This window comes from Streptomyces dioscori, assembly GCF_003024195.1.
In the GTDB taxonomy this organism is placed as follows: domain Bacteria; phylum Actinomycetota; class Actinomycetes; order Streptomycetales; family Streptomycetaceae; genus Streptomyces; species Streptomyces dioscori.
This window is the reverse complement of record NZ_KZ679042.1, coordinates 212817-234511: the sequence shown is the minus strand read 5'-3', so window position 1 is coordinate 234511 and position 21695 is coordinate 212817. Positions and strand designations below refer to the sequence as shown.

At 71.6% G+C, this 21695-nt stretch carries 26 protein-coding genes and 1 pseudogene; 19 read left to right on the top strand and 8 right to left on the bottom strand.

Annotation, left to right across the window (positions count from 1 at the left end; genetic code table 11):
• Positions 1 to 27: 27 nt before the first annotated feature.
• The gene (locus tag C6Y14_RS45700; RefSeq protein ID WP_159074256.1) at positions 28 to 651 is read right to left on the bottom strand and encodes a M23 family metallopeptidase; all 624 of its coding nucleotides are present in this window, start codon (positions 649 to 651) and stop codon (positions 28 to 30) included.
• Between the two features lie 364 nt (positions 652 to 1015).
• Complete coding sequence (locus C6Y14_RS44105) at positions 1016 to 1285, bottom strand: PepSY domain-containing protein (RefSeq protein WP_159074255.1); 270 nt, start codon at positions 1283 to 1285, stop codon at positions 1016 to 1018.
• Between C6Y14_RS44105 and C6Y14_RS44100 the strand changes: the two genes are divergently transcribed.
• The gene (locus C6Y14_RS44100; RefSeq protein WP_159074254.1) at positions 1284 to 1583 is read left to right on the top strand and encodes a hypothetical protein; all 300 of its coding nucleotides are present in this window, start codon (positions 1284 to 1286) and stop codon (positions 1581 to 1583) included. The genes C6Y14_RS44105 and C6Y14_RS44100 overlap by 2 nt on opposite strands.
• 114 nt (positions 1584 to 1697) lie before the next feature.
• On the opposite strand, the gene C6Y14_RS14970 is transcribed toward C6Y14_RS44100, so the two are convergent.
• Both C6Y14_RS14970 and C6Y14_RS14965 read right to left on the bottom strand, forming a co-directional pair.
• The gene (locus C6Y14_RS14970; RefSeq protein WP_107017147.1) at positions 1698 to 3002 is read right to left on the bottom strand and encodes a sensor histidine kinase; all 1305 of its coding nucleotides are present in this window, start codon (positions 3000 to 3002) and stop codon (positions 1698 to 1700) included.
• Positions 2999 to 3691 carry a response regulator transcription factor gene (locus C6Y14_RS14965; RefSeq protein WP_107017146.1) on the bottom strand — a complete coding sequence of 231 codons (693 nt, stop codon included), beginning with the start codon at positions 3689 to 3691 and terminating at the stop codon, positions 2999 to 3001. The genes C6Y14_RS14970 and C6Y14_RS14965 overlap by 4 nt, the downstream gene beginning before the upstream one ends.
• A gap of 102 nt (positions 3692 to 3793) precedes the next feature.
• Between C6Y14_RS14965 and C6Y14_RS14960 the strand changes: the two genes are divergently transcribed.
• The 4 genes from C6Y14_RS14960 (at position 3794) to C6Y14_RS14945 (ending at position 6878) form a co-directional block, all read left to right on the top strand.
• On the top strand, positions 3794 to 4318 hold the full coding sequence (locus tag C6Y14_RS14960; protein WP_107017145.1) for a septum formation initiator: 525 nt from the start codon (positions 3794 to 3796) through the stop codon (positions 4316 to 4318).
• Positions 4319 to 4456: 138 nt separating this feature from the next.
• Complete coding sequence (locus C6Y14_RS14955) at positions 4457 to 5002, top strand: hypothetical protein (protein ID WP_107017144.1); 546 nt, start codon at positions 4457 to 4459, stop codon at positions 5000 to 5002.
• Positions 5003 to 5004: 2 nt separating this feature from the next.
• Positions 5005 to 6216 carry a sensor histidine kinase gene (locus tag C6Y14_RS14950; RefSeq protein WP_107017143.1) on the top strand — a complete coding sequence of 404 codons (1212 nt, stop codon included), beginning with the start codon at positions 5005 to 5007 and terminating at the stop codon, positions 6214 to 6216.
• Entirely contained in the window at positions 6213 to 6878 is a 666-nt protein-coding gene (locus tag C6Y14_RS14945; protein ID WP_107017142.1) for a response regulator, read from the top strand. Before C6Y14_RS14950 ends, C6Y14_RS14945 begins: the two co-directional genes overlap by 4 nt.
• Before the next feature lie 49 nt (positions 6879 to 6927).
• On the opposite strand, the gene C6Y14_RS14940 is transcribed toward C6Y14_RS14945, so the two are convergent.
• On the bottom strand, positions 6928 to 7524 hold the full coding sequence (locus tag C6Y14_RS14940; protein ID WP_107017141.1) for a helix-turn-helix domain-containing protein: 597 nt from the start codon (positions 7522 to 7524) through the stop codon (positions 6928 to 6930).
• 127 nt (positions 7525 to 7651) lie between these two features.
• Here C6Y14_RS14940 and C6Y14_RS14935 point away from each other — a divergent pair, with 127 nt between their 5' ends.
• From C6Y14_RS14935 to C6Y14_RS14925, 3 genes and pseudogenes are all read left to right on the top strand, one after another.
• Positions 7652 to 8290: a class I SAM-dependent methyltransferase gene (locus C6Y14_RS14935; RefSeq protein ID WP_225891087.1), complete on the top strand. Its 639-nt coding sequence runs from the start codon at positions 7652 to 7654 to the stop codon at positions 8288 to 8290.
• 64 nt (positions 8291 to 8354) lie between these two features.
• Positions 8355 to 8609: pseudogene (locus C6Y14_RS45020) on the top strand (MFS transporter); the annotation flags it as partial.
• Positions 8540 to 8821, top strand: coding sequence for a hypothetical protein (locus tag C6Y14_RS14925; RefSeq protein ID WP_199854740.1), 282 nt, complete (start codon positions 8540 to 8542; stop codon positions 8819 to 8821). The pseudogene C6Y14_RS45020 and the gene C6Y14_RS14925, both read left to right, overlap by 70 nt.
• A gap of 111 nt (positions 8822 to 8932) precedes the next feature.
• Here the strand turns inward: C6Y14_RS14925 and C6Y14_RS14920 are convergent, their stop codons facing one another.
• Positions 8933 to 9235: an STAS domain-containing protein gene (locus C6Y14_RS14920; RefSeq protein WP_263973075.1), complete on the bottom strand. Its 303-nt coding sequence runs from the start codon at positions 9233 to 9235 to the stop codon at positions 8933 to 8935.
• Between the two features lie 387 nt (positions 9236 to 9622).
• Between C6Y14_RS14920 and C6Y14_RS14915 the strand changes: the two genes are divergently transcribed.
• The 4 genes from C6Y14_RS14915 (at position 9623) to C6Y14_RS14900 (ending at position 12988) form a co-directional block, all read left to right on the top strand.
• Positions 9623 to 10174 carry a SigE family RNA polymerase sigma factor gene (locus C6Y14_RS14915; RefSeq protein ID WP_107017138.1) on the top strand — a complete coding sequence of 184 codons (552 nt, stop codon included), beginning with the start codon at positions 9623 to 9625 and terminating at the stop codon, positions 10172 to 10174.
• On the top strand, positions 10171 to 11535 hold the full coding sequence (locus C6Y14_RS14910) for an outer membrane protein assembly factor BamB family protein (RefSeq protein ID WP_107017137.1): 1365 nt from the start codon (positions 10171 to 10173) through the stop codon (positions 11533 to 11535). The genes C6Y14_RS14915 and C6Y14_RS14910 overlap by 4 nt, the downstream gene beginning before the upstream one ends.
• A 344-nt stretch (positions 11536 to 11879) precedes the next feature.
• On the top strand, positions 11880 to 12527 hold the full coding sequence (locus tag C6Y14_RS14905; protein WP_107017136.1) for a DUF1707 SHOCT-like domain-containing protein: 648 nt from the start codon (positions 11880 to 11882) through the stop codon (positions 12525 to 12527).
• Positions 12528 to 12784: 257 nt separating this feature from the next.
• On the top strand, positions 12785 to 12988 hold the full coding sequence (locus C6Y14_RS14900) for a cold-shock protein (RefSeq protein ID WP_107014587.1): 204 nt from the start codon (positions 12785 to 12787) through the stop codon (positions 12986 to 12988).
• Positions 12989 to 13134: 146 nt separating this feature from the next.
• On the opposite strand, the gene C6Y14_RS14895 is transcribed toward C6Y14_RS14900, so the two are convergent.
• Positions 13135 to 15207, bottom strand: a complete 2073-nt coding sequence (locus C6Y14_RS14895) for a CASTOR/POLLUX-related putative ion channel (protein ID WP_318658055.1) — start codon at positions 15205 to 15207, stop codon at positions 13135 to 13137.
• A gap of 296 nt (positions 15208 to 15503) precedes the next feature.
• Positions 15504 to 15833: an antibiotic biosynthesis monooxygenase family protein gene (locus tag C6Y14_RS14890; protein ID WP_107017135.1), complete on the bottom strand. Its 330-nt coding sequence runs from the start codon at positions 15831 to 15833 to the stop codon at positions 15504 to 15506.
• 133 nt (positions 15834 to 15966) lie between these two features.
• Here C6Y14_RS14890 and C6Y14_RS14885 point away from each other — a divergent pair, with 133 nt between their 5' ends.
• The 7 genes from C6Y14_RS14885 to C6Y14_RS14855 all read left to right on the top strand — a co-directional run bounded on the left by C6Y14_RS14885 (position 15967) and on the right by C6Y14_RS14855 (position 21658).
• A complete protein-coding gene (locus C6Y14_RS14885) occupies positions 15967 to 16302 on the top strand; it encodes a hypothetical protein (protein ID WP_107017134.1) in 336 nt (111 codons plus the stop codon).
• A 147-nt stretch (positions 16303 to 16449) separates the two neighbouring features.
• The gene (locus tag C6Y14_RS14880; protein ID WP_107017133.1) at positions 16450 to 17898 is read left to right on the top strand and encodes a WGR domain-containing protein; all 1449 of its coding nucleotides are present in this window, start codon (positions 16450 to 16452) and stop codon (positions 17896 to 17898) included.
• A gap of 127 nt (positions 17899 to 18025) precedes the next feature.
• The gene (locus C6Y14_RS14875) at positions 18026 to 18664 is read left to right on the top strand and encodes a dihydrofolate reductase family protein (protein WP_107017132.1); all 639 of its coding nucleotides are present in this window, start codon (positions 18026 to 18028) and stop codon (positions 18662 to 18664) included.
• 208 nt (positions 18665 to 18872) lie between these two features.
• Positions 18873 to 19019 carry a lasso RiPP family leader peptide-containing protein gene (locus C6Y14_RS14870; protein ID WP_159074253.1) on the top strand — a complete coding sequence of 49 codons (147 nt, stop codon included), beginning with the start codon at positions 18873 to 18875 and terminating at the stop codon, positions 19017 to 19019.
• Between the two features lie 119 nt (positions 19020 to 19138).
• On the top strand, positions 19139 to 21010 hold the full coding sequence (locus tag C6Y14_RS14865; protein ID WP_159074252.1) for an asparagine synthase-related protein: 1872 nt from the start codon (positions 19139 to 19141) through the stop codon (positions 21008 to 21010).
• Positions 20991 to 21251: a lasso peptide biosynthesis PqqD family chaperone gene (locus C6Y14_RS14860; RefSeq protein WP_225891086.1), complete on the top strand. Its 261-nt coding sequence runs from the start codon at positions 20991 to 20993 to the stop codon at positions 21249 to 21251. The genes C6Y14_RS14865 and C6Y14_RS14860 overlap by 20 nt, the downstream gene beginning before the upstream one ends.
• Positions 21248 to 21658 carry a lasso peptide biosynthesis B2 protein gene (locus C6Y14_RS14855; RefSeq protein ID WP_107017128.1) on the top strand — a complete coding sequence of 137 codons (411 nt, stop codon included), beginning with the start codon at positions 21248 to 21250 and terminating at the stop codon, positions 21656 to 21658. Before C6Y14_RS14860 ends, C6Y14_RS14855 begins: the two co-directional genes overlap by 4 nt.
• Positions 21659 to 21695: the final 37 nt, after the last annotated feature.

Here is a 21695-nt window from a genome sequence, read left to right as displayed (position 1 = left end):
AAGGGATCGGCAAGGGGAGGGCACCCGCTACCGGTCAGGTGCCACGCCGGGCTCGCTGACCTCGCCGGGGTCGTCGACCTCACCCGGTTCGACGGCCTCGCGGGTGTCCGGCTCGTCGGTGGCTCCGGTGGCTCCGGTGGCTTGCGTGGCCTCGGTCGCGGCGAGCACAGCCGTCCCGATGGCTTCCGGGACCTCCGGAACCTCCGGAGTTTCCGGAACCTCCGCCGGGTCCGTCAGCTCCGTTGCCGTCGGCGGACTGCCTTTCAGCAGGGGCACCGGATTCACCGTGGCTGCCGAGCTGTTGCGTCCCTTCCGTACCTCGAAGTGCAGATGCGGACCCGTGGACCTGCCCGTACTGCCCGACAGTCCGATCCGCTGGCCGGCCGCGACACGGACACCCTCGCCGGCCTGCCGTTCGTCCAGGTGGGCATAGAGGGTGAACACCCCGCCGGAGTGGGCGACGATGATGTACCGCCCGTACGACACCGTCAGGTCCACGGACCTCACCACCACTCCGGCGGCGGACGCGAGGACGGGCGTGCGCCTCGGGGTGCGGTAGTCGACCCCGGTGTGCTGAGTGCGGTAGTCCCGCCCGGTGAAACCCCGGCTGATTCCATGGCTGCCTCGGAAAGGCTTGTAGAGCGTGGGCATGGCGACCTCCCGTCGCTGAGGCGGGTGGTTCCTCCGCCGCTCAAGGTGCCGCGCCCGCCGTCCCAGGCACCTGAGGCAGGTGCTCCCACGGGTCCCGGGGCCCCTCGCCCCGGACTCGTGTCCCGAACAGTGAACCCGGCCGACCCCCCGCCTGTCATGCCTTTCCCGCGCGGCGCGCCTGACCGTTCCAGCCTGTTCCGAGGAACTGGGGCGACTACGCAGGCATCCCTGGCGGCGGCGGTTCGCGGCGACGCTGATCGCCGCGGGCCGGGTGCCGGCCACGACCATTGCCACCGGCATCACCCGCACGCTCGCACGCACGTGGCGGGGCCGTCGAGACGGCCCCGACGCGTCAGGGGCGGGCTCAGTCGTGGTGGCTGCCATGGCGACCGTGACGGCCGCCGTCCTGGGCGCCACCGTGGTCGTCGTCGGACTTGGTCCGTGACCGCGTGATCTCGCCGCTGCCCCGGTCGACGTGGACCTCGTACCGGCTCCCGTTCTTGAGGATCTTCACGCTCCACACCGCGCGGCCGTGTTCCGTCTCGGCCTCGACCTCGGTGACGGTTCCGCCGCCCATGTGGGCGAGCGCGATCTGCTCGGCGCGACGGCTGCCCGTCGGCGAACTCGGGTGCATGGGCGTCGCCGTGGCCGTGGCCGGTCCGGCCGTGTCGTCGTCGGCTGTCGGAGCCGTGGTCGACGCCACGGACTTCGACTCCGACTCCGACTCCGGCCCCGACCGGGACGAGGACGGCGACGCGCTCGGTGTGTCGGAGGCCGCTCCGGGTGATGCGGTGGCCGAGGCCGACGACGCAGTGCGGGAGTGCGACGCGTCGTCGCTCCCGCCCGCCAACGCCGTACCGGTGATCGCGGCGACCAGTGCTCCCGACGTGAGCAGGACGAGTGATGCGCGCTTCATGGCGAACCTCCTGTGAATAACTGGTGCCAGTGCCAGTGCCAGTGCCAGTGCTGGTGCTGGTGTTGAGGAGAGGTTCGCGCGGGCCGGGATAGGGCCGCGCTGCGGCAGTGCTAACAGCGCGCTAAGGCGGTCATCGGGGAGGTGCGGGGGAGGCGGGAGGTGTCGGTGGGCCCAGTTCCAGAGTCACGTGGGCGCCCCCTGACCGGCCGGTCGTCAAGGCCATGTGGCCACCGCTGGACCGGGCGGCCCGGCGGGCGATGTCCAGGCCCAGGCCGGTCGACCCGCCGAGGCTGGCGCCGCGCCGGGCCAGGTCCGCGGACAGTCCGGGGCCGTCATCCGCCACCGTGAGCACGGCTCCACCGCCGGGGCGGGGTGACAGGGTGACGGAGAACGCGGTCCCGTCGGGGGTGTGGGCGAACACGTTCCCCAGCAACGCGTCCACGGCGGCGGCGAGTTCGTCCGCCGGGACACCGACCGGCAGTGGGCCCTCCGCCGTGACGTCCAGGGTGACGGCCCGCCCGGTGTCCTCGGCCAGTACGGTCCAGAACGCCACCCGCTCGCGGAGCGCCGGGGCCGCGTCGCACCGCGCGTGCGCGTCCGCCTCCGGGCGGTGGCGGGCCTGGCTGATGAGGCCGGTGACGGCCCGTTCCATGGCGTCCACGCGGGCGGTGATCCGGGTGGCGTCGGTTCCGGTCAGTGACTCCGCCTCCAGTCGCAGGGAGGTGAGGGGCGCCCGGAGCCGGTGGGAGAGGTCCGCGACCTGTTCGCGTTCCTCGCGCAGGAGTTCCTGGATCCGGTCGGCGAGATGGTTGAGGGCGCCGGCCACCTCGCGCAGTTCCGGGGGCCCGTCGGGGCGGGCGCGGGCCGTGAGGTCGGCCCGTGCGAGCCGGTGGGACACGGCGGACAGATCCGAGATGGGGCTCACCAGGGCGCGGCTGAGGCGGTCGGCCACGAGGAGGCCGAGCAGCAGGAGTGCGAGGCCCAGACCGGCGAGTGCCAGCCAGGCCTGTGTGACCCCACGGGTCAGTTCGGCGGCGGGCACGAAGGCGCGGATGACCGCGGTACCGTCCGGGCGGCCGAGCACGGCCACGACGATCTCGCGTCCGTCGGCCCGCTCCACGGTCCGGCTGACCCCGGCCAGGCCCGCGAGCCGTACTGCGCTGGTCCGCGCCACCGGGGTCCCCAGGACCGACCCGTCGGCGAGGAAGACGGTGAGCGGCCCCCGGGCCGTGGCGGCCACGTGCTCGACGCTGGAGCGCAGGGTCTTCGGGTCCGCGGTCCCCACCAGCGGGACGAGACTCTGCGCGTCCGCGCTCGCGGAGACGGTGGCACGGTCCTGCGCGACCGTACGCAGCAGCAGGGCCAGGGGCACGACGAACGCGAGCAGCGCCAGGCACATGGTCGCCGCGACGAGCAGGGTCAGCCGGCGTCTCATACGTGGTCCGTGGGCGCGGCCAGCCTGACCCCGACACCTCGTACGGTGTGCAGGTAGCGGGGTTCCTGCGCGCTCTCGCCGAGTTTCCGGCGCAGCCAGGACAGGTGTACGTCCACGGTTTTGTCGGCGCTTCCGTACGGCACCCGCCACACCTCGGTGAGCAGTTCCCGCTTGCTGACGACCTGCCCCGCCCGGCCGGCGAGATGGTGGAGGAGGTCGAACTCGCGGGGTGTGAGGTCGAGTACGGTGCCGGCGAGGCTCGCCTCGCGCGTGCCCGGGTCGATGCGCAGTTCGCCCACGACGGTGGCGGCGGCGGGCTCCCGGGAGTTGGTGCCGCGCCGCATCACCGCCCTGATCCGGGCGTCCAGTTGGGCGGCGGTGAACGGCTTCACCACGTAGTCGTCGGCGCCGGCGTCGAGCCCCCGGACGATCTCCGCCTCGTCGTCCCGGGCCGTGGCGATGATCACCGGGACAGCACTGACCGCCCGCAGCATGCGCAGCAGTTCGATGCCGTCTAGGTCGGGCAGACCGAGGTCGAGCACCACGAGATCGGGACGCTCGTCCAGCGCGGTCTGCAGTCCGCCCATCGCGGTGTGCGCGGCGGCGACGGCGTGACCGCGCTCGCGCAGGGCGCGGAGCAACGGCGTCCGTATCGTCGGGTCGTCTTCGACCATGAGGAGGTGAACCACAGCAGGCACGCTATCCGAGCAGTCGGACAGGTCCGCGCTGTTAACCATCCCTTAGGGTTCCCCGGCGCCCGCCTTATCGACGGCCCGGGCATAGTCGTACGCATGCCATCCCGTACGTTCCTCGCCCTGGCCGGCTGGACGGCCGCCGCCGTGGCCGCCACGCTCACCGGCCTGGCCGCCGTCGAGATCATCGGGGACGGGATCACCGGTTCCTCCGACGGCGGGACGCTCAGCTCGGAGCAGGTGGAGCAGCAACTCGACGCGGCGAGCGCCACATCGCCGTCCGGCCCCGGCGGGGGACCGGCCACCGCGACACCGAGCGCGACTCCTGACACCGGGGCTTCCACGCCGACTTCCTCGTCCACGCCCACCGCCGCCGCCGGGAGCGGGACCGGTGGAGGAAAGACACTCTCCACTCCCGGCGGCACGGCCATCGCCGTGTGCGAAGGGGCGACCGTACGGCTGCTCTCATGGGCCCCCGCCCAGGGGTACGGAGTGAAGAGCGCCGACCCGGGCCCCGACGACGAACACGCCGAGGTGAAGTTCGAGGGCACCGCGGGCAAGGTCGAACTCCGCGCGCGCTGCACGGACGGCCGCCCCACCGGCTCGTGGAAACAGGACGACTGACGCGCTTCGCCGCTCCGGGCGGGGACGGCCGCGGGGGCACCGCTTGTCGCGGGTGGAGGAGACGCGAGCCCGAACTCCACCCGTACTTCCACCCGTGGGTCCAGGTGTTCCAGGCCCGGAAACGTCAGTCTTGAGGGCATGACCACCACCGACTGGATCACCGATATCGCCCTCGTGCTCGTTGTCTTCCGGCAGTTGCGGGAAGGCCGTCTGGACCTCAGGTCCTATCTGATCCCGCTGGGGATCGTGGCCTTCGTGGCCTCCCAGTACCTGCACACCGTCCCCGTCGCGGGCAACGACCTGGTGCTGATCGGAGCGCTGGTCGGCGCAGGCGCGGCGCTCGGTGTCGCGGGTGGCGTCTACACCCGGATCCGTGGCGTCGACGGGCACCTCTTCATCAAGGCAGGCGCCATATCGGCGGTCCTGTGGGTGCTCGGCATGGGTGCGCGCATGGGATTCCAGGTGTGGGTCGACCACGGCGGCGCCGACGACGTGGGCCGGTTCAGCGCCACCCACGACATCACCACCAGCGAGGCCTGGGTCGCCGCGTTCGTGCTGATGGCGCTCACCGAGGTGGTCACGCGCCTGGCGACGATCTTCGTCAGGAGCCGTCTGGCGCTCCGCGAGCCGCAGCTCCCCGTGGGCCCGCGGCCCGCCGCCGCAGCCCTCGACCGCACCGTCTGACCGTGGGCTATGGTCGCGGCGTGTCCGCATCCGTGAGTGCCCCGCACCCCGGGCCGGCCCCCGACCGGGAGCCGGGCCCGCGGGCCGTGCCCCGCCAGGATCCCCGGCTGCAGTGGGCCATCACCCTGGCGGTGGTGGCCGCCGCGTTCGTGACCGTCCGGCCGTTGGACTACAGCGGCCGTGGTCTGGTGGTGGGCGCACTGCTCGTGGTCAACTCCGTGGCCCTGCTGGCTCGGCACCTTCCCGAGGCCAGGTTTCCGCCGCGCGTCGCGTTCGTCTGGCTGACCGCGGGTGTCGTGGCCGCCGCCGCCCTGATCGGGGTCAGCCGCACCGGCTCCGGCTACCTGTTCGCCTACTTCCTCGTCGGCCACATCGGCTACCGGCTCCCCCTGAAGCAGGCTCTCTCGCTCGCGGCTCTGACCAGCCTCCTGTGCACCGGAGTCCTGTACCTCCGCCTCGGCCCCGGCCATGAGGCACTGCCCTGGACCCTCGGTCTCACCATCGGTGCTCCGGTGGTCGCGGGCATCCTCAGCCGCAGCAGACAGCGCGCCATGGAGGCGATGCTCTCGTCCGCCGAGTCCGCCGAGCGGGCCGCCCGCGCCGAGGCCCGTACCGCCGTCCTCACCGAACGCGGCCGCATCGCCCGGGACGTCCACGACGTACTGGCACACTCGTTGGCCGGGATCAACATGCAGTTGGAACTGGCGGACGCCCTGATCGACACCGGCGACCTGGAAAAGGTCCGCGAGGCGAACGACAAGGCACACAGCATGGTCAAGGAGAGCCTGAAGCAGGCCCAGTGGACGGTGCACGCCCTGCGGGAGGACTCTCTTCCGCTGCTCGACAGCCTGAGCGCGATGGTCGAGTCCTCCGGCCGGCGCGACGCCCTCACCGTCACCGGCACCGTCCGTGAACTGCCGCCCCAGGTCACCCAGAACCTGCTGCGCATCGCCCAGGAGGCGCTGACCAACGCAGCCCGGCACGCCCCGGGAGGTGACGCCGGCGTGGAGCTGACGTTCGACACCGCGTCGACGACGCTGAGGATCCGCAACGGACCCGCGACCGCCGAGGTGCCCCCGGGCGTCGGCAGCGGAATGGGGCTGATCGGGATGCGTGAGCGCGTCGCCCTGCTGGGTGGCACCATTACCGCGGGCCCGGTCACCGAGGGCCCCGACCAAGGCGGCTGGCAGGTGGAGGCAGTGATCCCGGGATGAACGACTCTACCGACGAACCGCAGCGGTTGAAGGTGATCGTCGCCGACGACCAGGCCGCCGTCCGTGAGCCCCTCGCCGCGGTGCTCGGCATGTCCGAGGGCATCGAGGTCGTCGCCGCCGCGGCGGACGGCACCGAAGTGCTCGCCGCCGTGGCCGACGCATCGGTGGACGTCGTCCTGATGGACCTGCGCATGCCCGTGATGGACGGCATCGAGACGACCCGCCGACTGAGCGAGGAGCACCCCCGAGTCGCCGTGGTCGTGCTGACCACCTTCGCCGACGACGAGTCGATCCTGGCCGCACTGGGCGCCGGTGCCCGCGGCTACCTGACGAAGAACGCGGGACGCCAGGACATCGTCCGTGCGATCCGCGCCGCCGCCGCGGGACAGTCCGTACTCGACCGCGAGGTCCAGGACCGTCTCCTCGCCACGGCCCGAGCCCGTCCGTCGGCCACGGACCAGGCACTTCCGCCGGACCTGACCCCGCGCGAACGCGAAGTGCTCACTTTCATCGGCCAGGGCCTGCCGAACCGGGCCATCGCCGAGAAGCTCTTCATCAGCGAGGCCACGGTCAAGACCCATATCAACAACCTGTTCGCCAAGGCCGGTATCCGGGACCGCCCCGACGCCGTCCGCCGGGCCATCGCGGCAGGCCTGGCCTGACGCTCGGGCCCCCGAGTCCTCCCACTGTCCTGGCTTCGGCTCACTCGGTTCACTCGGCCGGGACCTGCTTCGGTGCGGCCCGGACGTGTGCGCGTTCGCCCTGTCTTCCGATGAGACTCAGGAATTCGACGGGGCCGGCGCCGGTGGCCCCGAACCAGTGCGGGGTGCGCGTGTCGAATTCCGCGGCCTCCCCGGCCCGGAGGATCAGGTCGTGCTCCCCGAGGACGAGGCGGAGCGTTCCGTTGAGGACGTAGACCCAGTCGTAGCCCTCATGGGTACGCAGGTCGGGTTCGGCGTCGTCGTTCCCGGTCGGCAGGACGAACTTGTAGGCCTGGATCCCGCCGGGCCTGCGGGTCAGCGGCAGGACGACCGAGCCGTCACCGCAGGGGATGGGCCGCAGATTGACCCGGGGATCGCCCGTCGGCGGCGCGTCGACGAGCTCGTCGATGGTCACCCCGTAGGCGCGAGCAAGCGGAAGCAGCTGCTCCAGCGTGGGGCGCCGCAGGCCCGCCTCCAGCCGGGACAGGGTGCTGGTGGAGATGCCGGTCTCCGCCGCGAGGTCGGTGAGCGTGACGCCCCTGTTCAGCCGAAGACGCTTCAGCCTCGGTCCTACGGCGTCCAGCGTGCGGTCGATAGCTTCGTCCATGCCGCCATTTTGCCATTCGGCAAAGACGTTTGCTGAATGGCCCCACCTCTCCGCACTGTGAGGCACGTGCTGACGCACGAACCGAGGAACGCGCCCGCAGAGGGGCGTCAGGAACATGGAGGGTGTAGTGGCGACACACGAATTCGACAAGGAGTACTGGGAGCGGCACTGGCAACAGGGACCGGCCGGCCGCCCCGCGTCCATGGGCGGCAACCCGCCGAACCCGTACCTCATGCGTGAGACCGGCGGCCTGACACCGGGCACGGCCCTGGACGCGGGGTGCGGCAGTGGTGCGGAGGCGATCTGGCTCGCCTCCTGTGGCTGGCGCGTCACCGCGGCCGACATCTCGTCCGAGGCCCTCGCCCGGGCCGCCGAGCGCGCGGCGACGAGCGGGGCCCCCGAGAGCGTGCGGTGGGTCGAGGCGGATCTGGGCAGCTGGCACCCGGACGCGCAGTTCGACCTGGTCATGACCCACTACGCCCACCCGGCGATGCCCCAGCTGGAGTTCTACGACCGCATCGCCGGATGGGTCGCCCCCGGTGGCACGCTCCTCATCGTGGGACACCTGCACGTCTCGGGCCCCACCGGCCACGGACACCACCCTCCCGCCGAGGCGTCGGCCACCTCCGAGGCCGTCACCGCGCGCCTGGACGGCACGAAGTGGGAGATCGCCACCGCCGAAGAGCACCTTCGTACGCTCACCGGCCGCGGCAGCCGGGCAGTCCCCCTCCACGACGTCGTCGTACGCGCCACCCGACGCCCCTGAGCCACACACCCGACGTCGCCGCGCCCCCTGCCCTGGCCGAAGAAGCCGCGTGAGAAGGAATCCCATGAGTACGAACCTGTCCTCGGGAGCGCAGGCTCCCGACCCGACCATCCAGGACCCACGACAACGACGGGCCGTTCTCGCCGCGGTCTGCGTCGCGCTCATGGCCGTCATCGCTTCGGTGTCCGGACTGAACGTCGCCCAGCCGGAGTTGACCGTCGCGTTCGACGCCTCGCAGACCGAGGTCCTGTGGTTCATCAACCTGTACACCATCACGCTGGCCGCGCTGCTCCTGCCCCTGGGCGCGCTGGGCGACCGGCCCGTGAGGGCGTCACCAACGCGCTCACGGCAGCCGATGGGTCCGACGCGCACGCGCAGGCGCTGGTACGGGCCGCCCAGGAGTCCTTCGTCGACGGCTGGCAGCAGGCCATGTGGGCGGGCGCGGCGGTCATGGCGATCCTGTTCGTCCACGTGCTGGCACGAGGCCCGAAGGGCCGGAAGCCTGCTCCCCGGGCCGGTGGCGGGCTCTGATGCGGACGTGTTCGGCCCGTGGGGATGCGGACGCGTCCGCCCCGTGCGCCGCCAGGGTGCCGAGAGAGGGACTTGTTTGCCAGTAGGAGGCGTATGCCGTCACGGCCCGGTCTACCGACGGGCCGTGACGGCATGTGTGTCGTCGAGGGTGGCCGAGAGGGGGATGTGGTCCAGTGCGGTGAGCCGCAGCAGCTGCCGGATGCGAGGCTGGTCGCTGACCAGCTGGATACCGCCGCTGCGGGCGCGGGCACGGCGATGGGCGCGGTTCAGCAGGTGCAGACCGCTGGAGTCCATGAAGGACACCGGCCGCAGATCGACGATGACGTGCGGAACGGGCTGCCCGGTCGCGCTGTCGAGGTCCGCGGTGATCTTGCCGACGGTGAAGACGTCGATCTCCCCGTGGAGTTCGACCACCGTGGCCCTGCCGAGCGCAAAGCAACGAGCATGGGCGCCAGGCAGATCTGCAGGGGGCAGAGGACAGGAATCGTGCAGCGGCATGAGGGCCTCACCATGAGCGTCGTCCGGGTCTCCGTACACTGCGGCACGGCAATGCGGAGGCCGCGCTGATCTGTTGCTGCAGGCTCACGGGGTCCAGGTCGCCTCACTCGCACGGTAGGGCGCGACGGGCACGCAGAAACGATATGCCTGTCCGTAGGATCACCCGATCGAGTGGAAAGGAAGCATTGGGCTTGCGCCCCTGACGTCCTTCACGCTTCGCGCACGAAAAGAAACTCGGAGCCGGGAGGCATAGATCCTCAGGGGTCCGCGCGTCCTTGGGTGCGTCAGAGAAGGGGAGGGCCCATGGATCCGCAGGACCACGAAAGATTCCGGGACTACGTCGAAAGCCGGTGGAGCACTCTGCTGCGCCTGGCGAACCTGCTCACCGGCGGCGACCGGCACGAGGCCGAGGACCTGGTGCAGACAGCCCTGATGAAGGCGCTGAGCCGCTGGCGGCACATCGAGGACCCGGAGGGCTACGTACGCAAGGTGATGTACCGGCACCAGATCAGCCGGTGGCGCCTGCGCCGCCCGCATCGCGAGCCGACGTTCGCGACACCGCCGGCGGATTTCGGCGTCGCCGACGGCACGTCCGCCGCCGACCTGCGGATCACCGTGGGCCAGGCGCTCGCCCGGCTGACCCCGCGGCAACGCACGATGCTGGTGCTGCGCTACTTCGAGGACCTCTCCGAGACCGAGGTGGCGGCCGCCCTGGGCTGCTCCGTGGGCACGGTGCGCAGCACCACCCACCGGTCACTGGCCCGGCTGCGCCGTCTCGCACCGGAGCTGGACACGCCGGACCGGACCGCGGCCATCGTCCCCAGCAGCAACCTGCCGAAGGGAGCCCACACATGAACGGCGACCAGCTCGACCGCGTGATCCGGGACGTCCTGCACGAGTGGACCCCCGACAACTCCGGCGCCCCCGCCGGCGTCGCCGACCGCATCGTGCGCCGCCATCGGCGACGTAACCTCGCGCGGGCCGCCGGAGCGGTCCTCGGCGTCGCCGGCATCACCTTCGGCGCGGTCCTCGCCACCGGCCCGGGCGACGGGGCGCAGCCACCGTCCACGCGGGTCAGCAAGGAGAGCAGGCTCCTGTGGCAGACCACGCTGCCCGGCACGTCCTGGGACGCCTGCGCCACGGGTACGGGCGCCGTCCACTGCCGTGGGGTCGAGTTCGACGGCATCGGCGTGGACGCCCGTACCGGAGAGGTCGAGTGGCGGCAGAAGGCCAAGGACGTCAATGGCGGCCGTTCCCCGGCGGGGTCGCTCCCCGGTGTCCGCGACGGCGTGCTGTACACGTACGCCGATCACGAGCCGGGGGCTTCGCGGGCCGGTACAGATCTCGTCGCTCTCGACGTCGAAGGGCAACAGGTCCTGTGGAAGCACGAGTTGGCCGACGACAGCCGCAACCGTTCGTCCGCGGTGCTATTCGACGGCGGGATCCTGGCCAACTCCCCGACCTTCAAGAGCGTCGTCGCGCTCGACGACAGGACGGGCCGGTCGCTGTGGACGTACTCATGGAAGAAGGCCGACTGCGACCGGACGGCCATCGGTGGCGTCCCCTACCTGATGTGCTCGCCGGACAGTGACAAGGCCCCGCAGCGCAGCACCGTCGTGCGGCTGGACCCGGAGACCGGCACGCCGAAGACGGTCGCGACCGTAGAGGGCCCGACCGCCTACATCGGCACCGACGGGGACGCCGTACTGCTGGGCGGTATGGCCGGCGGACAGAAGTTCTTCGGTGACGCGGGGCCCGCCACCCTCACCCGCGTCGACCTCGGCTCGGGCGAGGTGTCGCAACACCGCGTCGACGGCCTGCCGATGGGCACGGTCGCGGACGGCATCATCCTGGTGAACGGCAGGAACGGCAACGTCATCGCGTACTCCGCCGACGACGGCCGGCGGCTGTGGTCGCACGCGCTGGGGCTGAAGCTGCGCGAGGAGTCGGGCGATCCCACCATGCGGGAGCTGCCCTCGGCCGCCGTGGTGGATCTCGACAGCCGGGTGGCGTACTACCTGGCTCCGTCCGGTCACCTGGTGGGTCTCGACCTGGACAGCGGGGCGGTGCGCTGGCGCGGCGCGGTGGACGTGCCGAAGAGCCCGGTGGAAGCCGGGATCGCCCCTGAGCTGATGCCCTACGACCGGGGGCTCATCGGCCAGATCGGCGGCGAGTTGTTCCGGATCGAGCCGAAACCGGCCGGGCCGGGCTCGTAGCCGGATCGCGAGACCGCGTGGGACCCGGCGGGGGAACCCGGGTCCCACGCGACGCGTAGTACGAGGCAAGCGGGACGAGGCAAGCGCTATGCGGTATGCGGCACGCGGCCGTGGAGGGCGGGGCGGCGGAGGTCGGGGCGGCGGGCGGCCGAACCGGCTGCGGGACGCGGTTGTTGCCGCGACGGCGCCTCGGCATGATGGATGGCGCATGACGCGGACCGGCGCCGACCACTGTCCCGCGGTGAGGAGCCCGGCTCGGATTCATGTCGCGATATAGCGCTAGTCTTTCTCCCGCGTCGCTGACCGCGTCGCACGGAGACGTTCGACCGGACCAGGACGGAAGCATGCCGGAAGAGATTTCACCCATGGGGGAGCACTCCGGCCCCGGTTCGTCGCCCGCACTGCGTGCCTCGCACGCGGACCGGGACCGGGACCGGGTGGTGGACGTGCTGCGTATCGCCGCCGGGGACGGCCTGCTGACCGCTGACGAGCTGGACGAGCGCCTCGAAGTCGCCCTGTCCGCCCGGACCTTGGGTGAACTGGCCACGCTCACCGCCGACCTGCCGCCCACGGTGGCCACGGTCGGCGGGACCGGCGTCGAGGCCAAGGACGTGGTGCGGATCGAGCAGGTCTTCAGCGGTGCGGTCGAGCGGGTGGGGCGCTGGGTGGTGCCCCGGAGGCTGGAACTGGCAGTCACCTTCTGCGAGGTGACCCTCGACTTCACCGAGGCGGTGATCACGCACGACACCTTGCGGATCGACGTGGCCATGACGGGCAAGACCCTGACGCTGGTCACGATGCCGGGCATCGTGGTCGACATGGACGGTCTGCAACTGGTGCACTGCAGGGTCAAGTACCGTCGGACGCCCGCGAATCCCGATACCCCGGTCGTTCTGCGCGTGGAACTGGTCGGCCAGAAGGCCCACGGCCGCGTGGTGGTGCGGCCCGCACGGCGGACGTTCGGACAGTGGCTGCTGCGCAGGTCCGGGTAGGTGGGCACGGCGCTCACACGGCAGGCGGAGCTCACCACCTCGCAGGTGCGGACGCTCCGAGCCGTACATGGTTCGGGATCTTGTCATGTTGCTCTCTGGTGGTAGCCGGTTTCGCCGTGTAGCGTCATCCCCAGATGTCGTGGTTCGCAGTACCTGCCCGCGCTCCGGTGCGGGCATTTTGCTGTGCAGTGCAGGACCAGGGCGATCACCTCCGGGCTCACGTGGTGTGGGTCCGATATCGACTGGAAGGCACCAGCATGGCCAAGGGAACTGTCAAGTGGTTCAACGCCGAGAAGGGCTTCGGCTTCATCGAGCAGGAGGGTGGCGGCCCGGACGTCTTCGCCCACTACTCGAACATCAACGCCTCCGGCTTCCGTGAGCTGCAGGAGGGCCAGGTCGTGAACTTCGACGTCACGCAGGGCCAGAAGGGCCCGCAGGCGGAGAACATCACGCCCGCCTGATCTCACAGCTGAACGTCGGTGGCCCCCGGAACACCTGTTCCGGGGGCCACCGACGCGTCCCGCCCAGCAGTACGCCTGCGTACGTGCGGTACGTGCGGTGCGTACGTTCTCGGGAGCCCTGGACCCTGTCCCGGGGCACGGGCATGTCACCCCGTGGTGCCGTCCACTCCCCGCGTCCGGTCCTGTGCCGGGCAGTCGTGAGGTGACTGCCGTCCGGGTGATCCGCCGGACAGCGCGGGGTCGTCCCCACGGTCGTGGCGCATGCCGGGTACCGCGTCGAGAGTGCCCGGCGGCCGGCCGGGCCCGGCGGAGTCGTTCGCCACGACGACCACCTCGTCCCCCTCGTTCCACACCCGGCGTTCGGCCTTGGCGGGGCTGAGCCGCAGTTCATGACGGGGACCGGTACCCGCCTCCGAATCGGTGCGGCGGTAGCCGACGGCACATTCGCCCCGGTCCCGGGCGGCCGCCACGACGGTCGCGAAGGACGCCTCGCACCCGGGCGGCGTGTAGTGGTGGGCCGGGCGCAGATGCACCGACGCGCCGTGTGCCGCGAACAGTTCCCCGAACACGGCGGCCAGATGCGGGTTGTGAGCGATCTGGGCCATCAGCAGACTGGTCAGCTCACCCCGGACGACGACATCGGATGCCGGGCCCAGCGGCGCGAGGGCTCGGTTGCGGTGGTCGCCCAGTTCCGCGACCACGGGCAGGGTCCTGCCCGCCCGCAGTTCCAGCTCCCGCAGCATCAACAGGGTGACCAGGACCCTGTCGTCGGGGTGCCCGGGCCCGTCCACGGCGTCCGCCCCGAGCACGATCACCGTGTCGTACGCGAAGAGATCCAGGTTCTTGAGGCTTTCCGGGTGCAGCAGTTCACCGCTTCGGCAGGAGACGGTCAGCCGAGCCGTGGCCCCCGGGGAACACGCCTGGTCCTGGACGGGAACCGGCTGCGTCTCATCGACGACGACATCGAGTACCGACCCCGGTGGGACGCTGTCGCGCAGTGCCTCCACCAGCAGGGGCGCACGGCGGTTCCAGCCGAGCAGCAGCACCCGCACAGGCCCGGTGTGTTCGGGCTGCGGTGCCGCGAAGGCGGCCGGGTCGACGTACGCACGGCAGTCGACCGGCGCCTGCGGCACACCGTCGTGCGCGATCACGATGAGCCGGTCTTCCGTGCCGACGACGGTGTCCGGAGGAGGGCTGAGCCGCGGACGCCCGTCCGGACCCAGCAGACCCACCACGCCGTACCGCTCGAAACACAGCAGCAGATCCCCGAAGCGTGAGCCCGCGGGCTCTTCCCGGAGGGCGGGCGGTACATCCACGAGATGGAATTCCGCGCCGGAGAAATCGAGGAGGTCGCGCAGAACCTCACCCACCCCGGTGCGCCGCGCCGACTGCACCAGCAGTCTCGCCGCCGTCGCGTCCGTCTCCACGATCGTGCCGCGTCCGCCTGCGGCGAGCCGGGCGGCGGGCAGCTGACGGCGGTCGCGTACGGCAGCGACGACGGGCGGACCGGTCTCGTCACCGAGGACCGCCCGCAGGGCCAGCAGAACGCGTACGACTTCGCTGTCCGCGTCCGGGGCCTCCGAGGGCAGCACCAGCACGGAACTGGCGGCCCGGGGAGTGACCAGGGCCAGGTTGTCGACCGTGGTCAGTGAACCGCTCCGGCAGACCAGCCGGACGGCGGAGCCGCGCCCCAGCGACGCGGTGAGTGCCTCCTCCATCTCGGCGACGTCACGGTCGGCCAGAACGGCGATCACACACCGGGCGCCGCCCCGGGCCGCGACCAGTTCACCCACCACCGTGAACACCTGCTCCGACCACCCCAGGACAACCGCGTGCTCCTGCTCAAGCACCATCGAGCGGCCCCGCCGCAACTCGGCCAGCCGTTCGCCCAGGCCGGTGGTGATCACTCCCACCAGAGTCGACACGCACAGCAGCGCGACGATCCCCAGCAGCACCGACAGCGCCATCCGCATCGGTGCACCGGTCGGCGCGCCGAGCCGCAGCGTCTCCGCGCTGGTCCGCCACACCGCCGACAGACGGCCCGACAGCGAACGCGGAGAGCCGGGGTCCGTCCACACCACCAGCGCACTGACGGGCACCACCACCGCCAGACAGGACAGGACCAGCCAGCTCACCAGCATCCCCGTGCTGCGGGCCAGCGTCGTGTCGAACCGGTAGCGGGCCCGGTCCCGTAAAGAGGTCGGCCGTTGCCGCTCCACTGCGCACCCCTGCTTCCCCCGCCCGCCACGGACGGCGCCGCCGACACACACCAGGGGCACCACCGTCCGCACACGTAACGGCAGTGCCCTGGTCGTCTGCAAGAGTGCTGGTCCGACGGCGAAGACACGCCCGGACACGATGACGTTCATCCTTTCGGGACACGTCACGTCCGCACGGCGGCTGTCGGTGGCCGTCGATGGCCCGCAGCCGCCGTCCGCGGATGCCGCTGACCCCTCGGGCCGACGGCAGACGGGGCCGGGGGCTCGCGCTGCGCGCAGTTACGCGCTGCGCGGGCTTACGCGCTGCGCGGCGGTGTCTGCTGCACGACCTCGAAGGACCACAGCGTGGAACCGCTCGCCGCGGGCCTGGGCCGCTCGCCGCCCTCCGCGCCGCCGCCCTGGTGGGCCGCCTTCATGCTCCCCTCCATCCACGCGGTGAAGGATTCCTCGTCACGCCACCGGGTGTAGACGAGGTAGCTGTCGGTGCCCTCGGTCGGGCGGAGAAGCTCGAACCACTCGAAGCCGTCGGAGTTCTCGACGGTGCCCGCGCGGGACGCGAACCGCTTCTCCAGAACTTCCCGCTGCTCGGCGGGGACGGTCAGCACGTTGATCTTGACTACGCTCATGGACCCATCCTGCCGTGACAGCGCTCGGCGCCGGACGACGGGGTGCGGTTGGCGGGGTACGGGCGGCGGGCTACGGGCGGCGGCCGGTGGCCCTGCCGCGCGGTCCGGGCGACGTACGGACAGAATTGCGTTTGTGAACGCGCATGACGAGCCGCAGAAAACTCCCGACGGACACCACGTCGTCATCAACGGGCGAAAATGGCGGGCCACGGACCCCTCCCTGCCCGAGGACGTCGCGGCCCGTCTGCGACGTCATCTCATGGCGGCCCGCCGTGCGGTGCGCTCGGCGACCACCGCCGACGACGCGTCGGCCGAGCGGCTGGCGCGGGCACGCGTGCAGCACGCGAAGGTCGCGTTGGGGGAACGGGGCACACCCTGGTGGGAACAGTCCCCGGACCAGCGCCGCCGACGCTGGGAGGACCACCTCGCGAAGCTCGACGCGGACGCGCCGGACCAGCAGGACAGCTGACACCTGGCCGTCGTCCCGAGGACGGACGGGCCGGCGCCCCGGCCGATGTACCGGCCTGATCGTCGGAGTGTCAGTGCCGGCCTCTACGGTGTGAGCAGTGGGACCCGCCGGAGAGACCGCGGGGCCCGTTTTGGGGAGGGGTCTGTCATGTCCAGTGGGTCCGCGTCGACGACGTATCTGGAGCTGTCGCAGGAGGACGGTGCTGCGCACAAGTTCTACGAAGTGGCCGTGGACGGGCTGGTGGTGACGGTGCGGTACGGACGGATAGGCGCGGCCGGTCAGACCCAGACGACGACGTTCCCCACGGTGGACAAGGCGCGCGCCGCAGCCGCGAAGAAGGTGGGGGAGAAGGTCCGCAAGGGATACGCCCCGGCGATCGCCGGACAGCGCGCGCCCCGTGCGGTGACCCGGCGCCAGGTGACCTCGGCCCCCTCCACGGCGCGGTCCGTCGCCCCGGTGCTGTGGCGTTTCCGTACGGGGTCGTCGGCGTTCGGCATCCACGTCGACGACGACCGCTGCTGGGTCGGCAACCAGGCGGGTGATGTCTTCACCCTGGACCACGACGGTGGCGTCCTGGCCCGCTTCAGCCTGCCGGACGGTGTGAAGTGCCTGGTCGCCGACGACTTCTGGATCTACGCGGGCTGCGACGACGGCCGGGTGTACGACCTGTCCTCGAAGCTGCCGTTCGCGGCGTACGACGTGGCGGCGGACGTCGACATCTTCTGGCTGGACATCCACGAGGGCGTCCTGAACGTGTCGGACCGCGAGGGCCGGCTGACCGTCATCGACCACGAGGACGAACACCAGTGGGCGCGCCGCAGCCAGGGCGAGCACGGCTGGATGGTCCGCGCCGACGACCGGGCCGTCTACCACGGTCACCAGAGCGGGGTGAGCGCGTACGCGCCTGACGGGACGGGCGAGTTGTGGCACACGCCGACCCGCGGCGGGGTCCTGTTCGGCTGGCAGGAGCAGGACGCCGTGTTCGCGGGAACCGCGCACCGGGTGGTCCAGCGGCTGTCCAAGGCGACCGGCACGGTCGAGGCCACCTACGCCTGCGACAGCGCGGTCTACTCATGTGCCACCTCGCCCGGCGGCCGGTTCGTCTTCGCCGGCGACGCGTCCTCGTCGGTGTACTGCTTCGACCGGGACGGTACGCGCCTGTGGAAGCTGGGCACCGGCGGTGGCTCGGCGCTGTCGATGCAGTACCGCGACGAGCGGCTCTACCTGGTGACCACGGACGGCTCGCTGGTGTGCGTGGACGCGAGCGAGGCGGCCATCGCGGCGGCCCAGCAGGGCACGGTCCCGGTCGCCCGGGACGTCAAGCTCGCCGCGGCGCTGCCGACCTACGCACCGGCCACAGCCGTGACCGCACTGGCCAGTGTCTCGCAGGCCCCCGCGGGAGCGATCGTGGTCGAGTGCGTGCAGACGACCGGCCGCCTGCGCGTCCACGTGGTGTCGGACGGCTACGACCACTCCTGGAACGTCCAGTTCCCGCGCACGATACGAGAGCCCGGAGCCCGCTACGTCGTGGACGCCCTGCACCCCGCGGCGGGCGGTTTCTACCGGGTCCGCGGCGACATCCGCCGCCTGCTGTGACCGGCTGCCCCATATCCGGGGGGGGGCGGGGCGGATTCCTGGAAAAGGTGCGTGGGGATGTCGATGCGAGCGGGCTCCGTACGACGTAAGGAGTGAGAGACCGACATCAGCACGAGAGGTGAAAGCCGTGTCCAAGGTCCGCGTACACAATGTGACCATCTCCCTCGACGGTTTCGTGGCCGGTGCGAACCAGCGCCTGGACGCCCCGTTCGGCGACGGCGTCGGCTGGGGCGACGAACTGCACAGCTGGTTCGTCGCCGCGACGGAGGAGTCCGCCGCCGGGAAGACCGGGATCGACGCCGACTACCTCACGCGCAGCGAGCGGAACGTCGGGGCCACGATCATGGGGCGGAACATGTTCGGACCCCAGCGCGGGCCGTGGGCGGACGAGTCCTGGAAGGGCTGGTGGGGCGACAACCCGCCCTACCACCACGACGTCTTCGTGCACACCCACCATCCGCGCCCGGCGCTGGAGATGGCCGGCGGAACGACCTTCCACTTCACGGACGACCCGCTGGAGACGGTGCTCCAGCGCGCCGTCGACGCCGCGGGCGGCAAGGACGTCCGGATCGGCGGCGGCGCGGCAGTCATCCAGCAGTACCTGCGCGCCGGGCTGATCGACGAGCTCCACCTGGTGATCGCGCCGATGCTCATAGGACGCGGGGAACGGCTGCTCGACAATCTGGGCGACGGCATCGACGGCTACCGGGTGTCCGAGATGGTGGCTTCGCCGGCCGTCACACACACGGTGCTGGTCCGCCGCTGACGCACGGGGCCGTCCGGACCGGCGCCAATGATCGAGCTGAGAAGGCGGCGCTGCGCCCGGGGCGCGTTCCGGTTGGTGTCGTGCTTCACGCGCCGGTACCTCACACGGGTGGACCGGCTCGGGTGTCCCTGGTCAGGCTGCACGCAACCTGCCTTACTGAAACGGGGAGATGGAGATTCCGCTTCCCGATCCGATGGAGGTGAGTGCCGTGCGTGAAGCGCTGGCGAACATCGAGTCCGAGGACGTCTACGAGCCGCCGCTGCTGGCCGAGGCGGGCGAGTTCGCCGAAGCCACTCAGGGTTCCTCGTTCACGGGATGTGCCGAAGGTGCGTACAACAAATACTACTGGTGCTGACCGGTCCGAACCGGCAGCTACCGCGGGGCAGTCCGAGATCGTCCCGTCGCCTTGGCCCTTGGGCTGGGGCGCCGGGGGATCCGGGCCGAGCGGCAGGCCTGAGGAGCTGAGTGCTGAGCATGGCGAGTGGTACCTCGCGGAGCTGGTTCATCGTGGTTCCGGATCAGGAACTGCCACCCGGTCTGCTGACCCGGTTGAGGCCGCGAGTCGGCAGGGTGGTGCGCCACCCGTCGGGGCGGCCGTGGCTGCTGGGTGACTGGGCTCCGGAGCGGATGGTGGTGGCGTCGGCGGGCGGGCGGTTGCTGGCCGTGGTGGGTACGTCCTCGGCGACCACCACAGATCTGCAGGCTCGTCTCAAGGGCGTGAGCACGGTCGCGGACGTGGAGGGGGCGCTGCGTGGCGTGCACGGCAGTTTCCATGTGCTCGCGTCACTGAAGGGGAGCGGCTATGTGCGCGGGAGTGCCTCCGGGGCCTGTCGCGTCCACCGGGCCGTGGTCGACGGTGTGACGGTGTGCGCGGACCGGGCGCGCACGCTGGCCTGGCTCACCGACGCCGGGCCGGACCCCGCCCAACTCGCCGCCCGCCTTGCCTCCCCGCTGCCGCACCCACTGGCGGGCGCGGCGATGTGGAGCGGAGTGGAGACCGTCCCACCGGGTCACGCACTGCACCTGGAACCCGGGGGAAACTGCCGAACCGTCGCGTGGTGGCAGGCACCGGAGGCCGGACTGCCGCTGGCCGAGGCGGCGCTCGCGCTGCGGAAGGCGCTGTGTGACGCGGTCACCCTGCGGGTGCGCCCCGGGCAGGTGCTCGGCGCGGACCTGTCCGGCGGCATGGACTCCACCTCCCTGTGCTTCCTGGCCGCCGAGGCCGGCGCATCGCTCGTCACCGCGACCCTGCACTGGGAAGCACTGGGCAACGAGGACCAGCACTACGCCCGGTATGCGGCCGACCACCTGCCCGACGTCGAATCCCTGGTCTTCCCGTCCGCCGCACTTCCCCCCTGCTTCGCGGGCTCGGAGCGCCGCCGGGACCCCCAGGAAGAGCCCTCCCCCGCACTGCGGGACCGGGAGATCCAGCAGCACATCACCCGCGCGTTGCGTGCCCGGGGAGCCGCACTGCGCCTCACGGGACACGGAGGCGACCACGCCGTCGTGCCCCCCGCCTCCTACATCCATGCCCTGCTGCGCCGCGATCCCGCACTGGCGCTACGGCACACGGCCGGGTTCAGAGCGCAACGGCGCTGGCCGCTGGGCGCGACCGCACGCGTGCTGCTGAGGGGCGGCTCCTATCCGCACTGGCTGAACACGGCGAGGGGCAGGCTCCGCGAAGCCGCAGTTCCCCTTCCCGCATGCGAGACGTGGGGGCCGCGGCCGACCCTTCCGCAGTGGGCGAGCACACGGGCCGTCGACCAGTTCGCCGCACTGCTGCGCTCCGCCGCCGAGCAGACGGTCCCGCTGGCCACCGACTTCTCCCGGCACGCCTGGATCCACCAGATGCGCGAGGCAGGAAGAATCGCCGGCCTCATCAACGACGACACCGCGGCCGACGGACTGCCGGCGGACAGCCCCTTCTGCGACGACACGGTGCTGGACGCCTGCCTGTCCGTACGCTCCCACGAGGCGGGTCACCCCTGGTCCTACAAGCCCCTGTTGGCCGCCGCCATGGCGGGCCTGGTGCCTGAACACCTCCTGCTGCGCACCACCAAGGACCACTGTGACATCGAGTGGTACCGCGGCATCAGAGAGCACCGGCGCCAACTCGCCGTATGGGCCGGGACGTCGCACCTGGTCGCCGCGGGCGTCGCGGAGGAGGACGGGCTGCGACGCGCTCTGCTCAGCCCCGGCCTTCAGACCGGCGGCGGTGCCGAGTTGGAAAACGCCCTGGGCGTCGAGGCGTGGCTGCGCGACGTGGCCGTCCACCCCGTACCCGGCTATCTCCGCACCCCACGCCATCCGTACCAGGAGCCCCTCATTGACTCAGCTGCGCACTGACGTCGTCTGCTGCCCCACGCAGGACGGGATGGTCCTGCTCGACGAACGTGACGGCCGTTATTGGCAGCTCAACGGCACCGGCGCGGCCGTCGTCCAGGCTCTCCTGGGCGGCGCGGCCCCCAGCCAGGTCGCCGACCGGCTCGCCGCCACCCGGCCCGTCGACCGCGAGCGGGCGGCGGCCGATGTAGCGGCTCTGCTGGAGGGTCTCACCCGCGCCGGACTGGTGGTGAGCACGCCATGAGACAGGTCCTCGACACCGATGGCAGCCGCCCACCGCTCGGGCGCCGGCTCGCCGCGCACACCGCCGTGGCCGCGGCCCGGCTGCTCGCGCGGCTGCCGCCCCGCCGTATCCGGGCCGTGCTGCGAGTGGCACACCGCGGGGCCGCGCCCGCCGACTACGCGCGCGCGTTGCGGGCCCGCCAGGACGTGACCGCCGTCAGCACGCTGTGCTCGGGGCGGTACTGCCTCCAGCGCTCCCTGGCCACGGCGCTGTTGTGCCGTCTCGGCGGTGCCTGGCCCACCTGGTGCACCGGCGTACGGACCTCGCCGTTCGCCGCACACGCCTGGGTCGAGGCGGAGGGCCGTCCTGTCGGGGAACCCGAGGACACCGCGACCTACCGCACCCTTCTCACCGTGCCCCCGCGCTGACTCGCCGAGCTTCCGGCCGCAGGGTGAGTCGCGGGTC

Coding starts and splice junctions, on each gene's coding strand:
- C6Y14_RS14940 (WP_107017141.1), bottom strand. CDS start 7,524: ATGGACGAAGCTATCGACCGCACGCTGGACGCCGTAGGACCGAGGCTG.
- C6Y14_RS14880 (WP_107017133.1), top strand. CDS start 16,450: ATGTCCAGTGGGTCCGCGTCGACGACGTATCTGGAGCTGTCGCAGGAG.
- C6Y14_RS14865 (WP_159074252.1), top strand. CDS start 19,139: ATGGCGAGTGGTACCTCGCGGAGCTGGTTCATCGTGGTTCCGGATCAG.
- C6Y14_RS14905 (WP_107017136.1), top strand. CDS start 11,880: ATGCCGGAAGAGATTTCACCCATGGGGGAGCACTCCGGCCCCGGTTCG.
- C6Y14_RS45700 (WP_159074256.1), bottom strand. CDS start 651: ATGCCCACGCTCTACAAGCCTTTCCGAGGCAGCCATGGAATCAGCCGG.
- C6Y14_RS14945 (WP_107017142.1), top strand. CDS start 6,213: ATGAACGACTCTACCGACGAACCGCAGCGGTTGAAGGTGATCGTCGCC.
- C6Y14_RS44105 (WP_159074255.1), bottom strand. CDS start 1,285: ATGCACCCGAGTTCGCCGACGGGCAGCCGTCGCGCCGAGCAGATCGCG.
- C6Y14_RS14970 (WP_107017147.1), bottom strand. CDS start 3,002: ATGAGACGCCGGCTGACCCTGCTCGTCGCGGCGACCATGTGCCTGGCG.
- C6Y14_RS14960 (WP_107017145.1), top strand. CDS start 3,794: ATGCCATCCCGTACGTTCCTCGCCCTGGCCGGCTGGACGGCCGCCGCC.
- C6Y14_RS44100 (WP_159074254.1), top strand. CDS start 1,284: ATGGGCGTCGCCGTGGCCGTGGCCGGTCCGGCCGTGTCGTCGTCGGCT.
- C6Y14_RS14910 (WP_107017137.1), top strand. CDS start 10,171: ATGAACGGCGACCAGCTCGACCGCGTGATCCGGGACGTCCTGCACGAG.
- C6Y14_RS14915 (WP_107017138.1), top strand. CDS start 9,623: ATGGATCCGCAGGACCACGAAAGATTCCGGGACTACGTCGAAAGCCGG.
- C6Y14_RS14890 (WP_107017135.1), bottom strand. CDS start 15,833: ATGAGCGTAGTCAAGATCAACGTGCTGACCGTCCCCGCCGAGCAGCGG.
- C6Y14_RS14900 (WP_107014587.1), top strand. CDS start 12,785: ATGGCCAAGGGAACTGTCAAGTGGTTCAACGCCGAGAAGGGCTTCGGC.
- C6Y14_RS14855 (WP_107017128.1), top strand. CDS start 21,248: ATGAGACAGGTCCTCGACACCGATGGCAGCCGCCCACCGCTCGGGCGC.
- C6Y14_RS14955 (WP_107017144.1), top strand. CDS start 4,457: ATGACCACCACCGACTGGATCACCGATATCGCCCTCGTGCTCGTTGTC.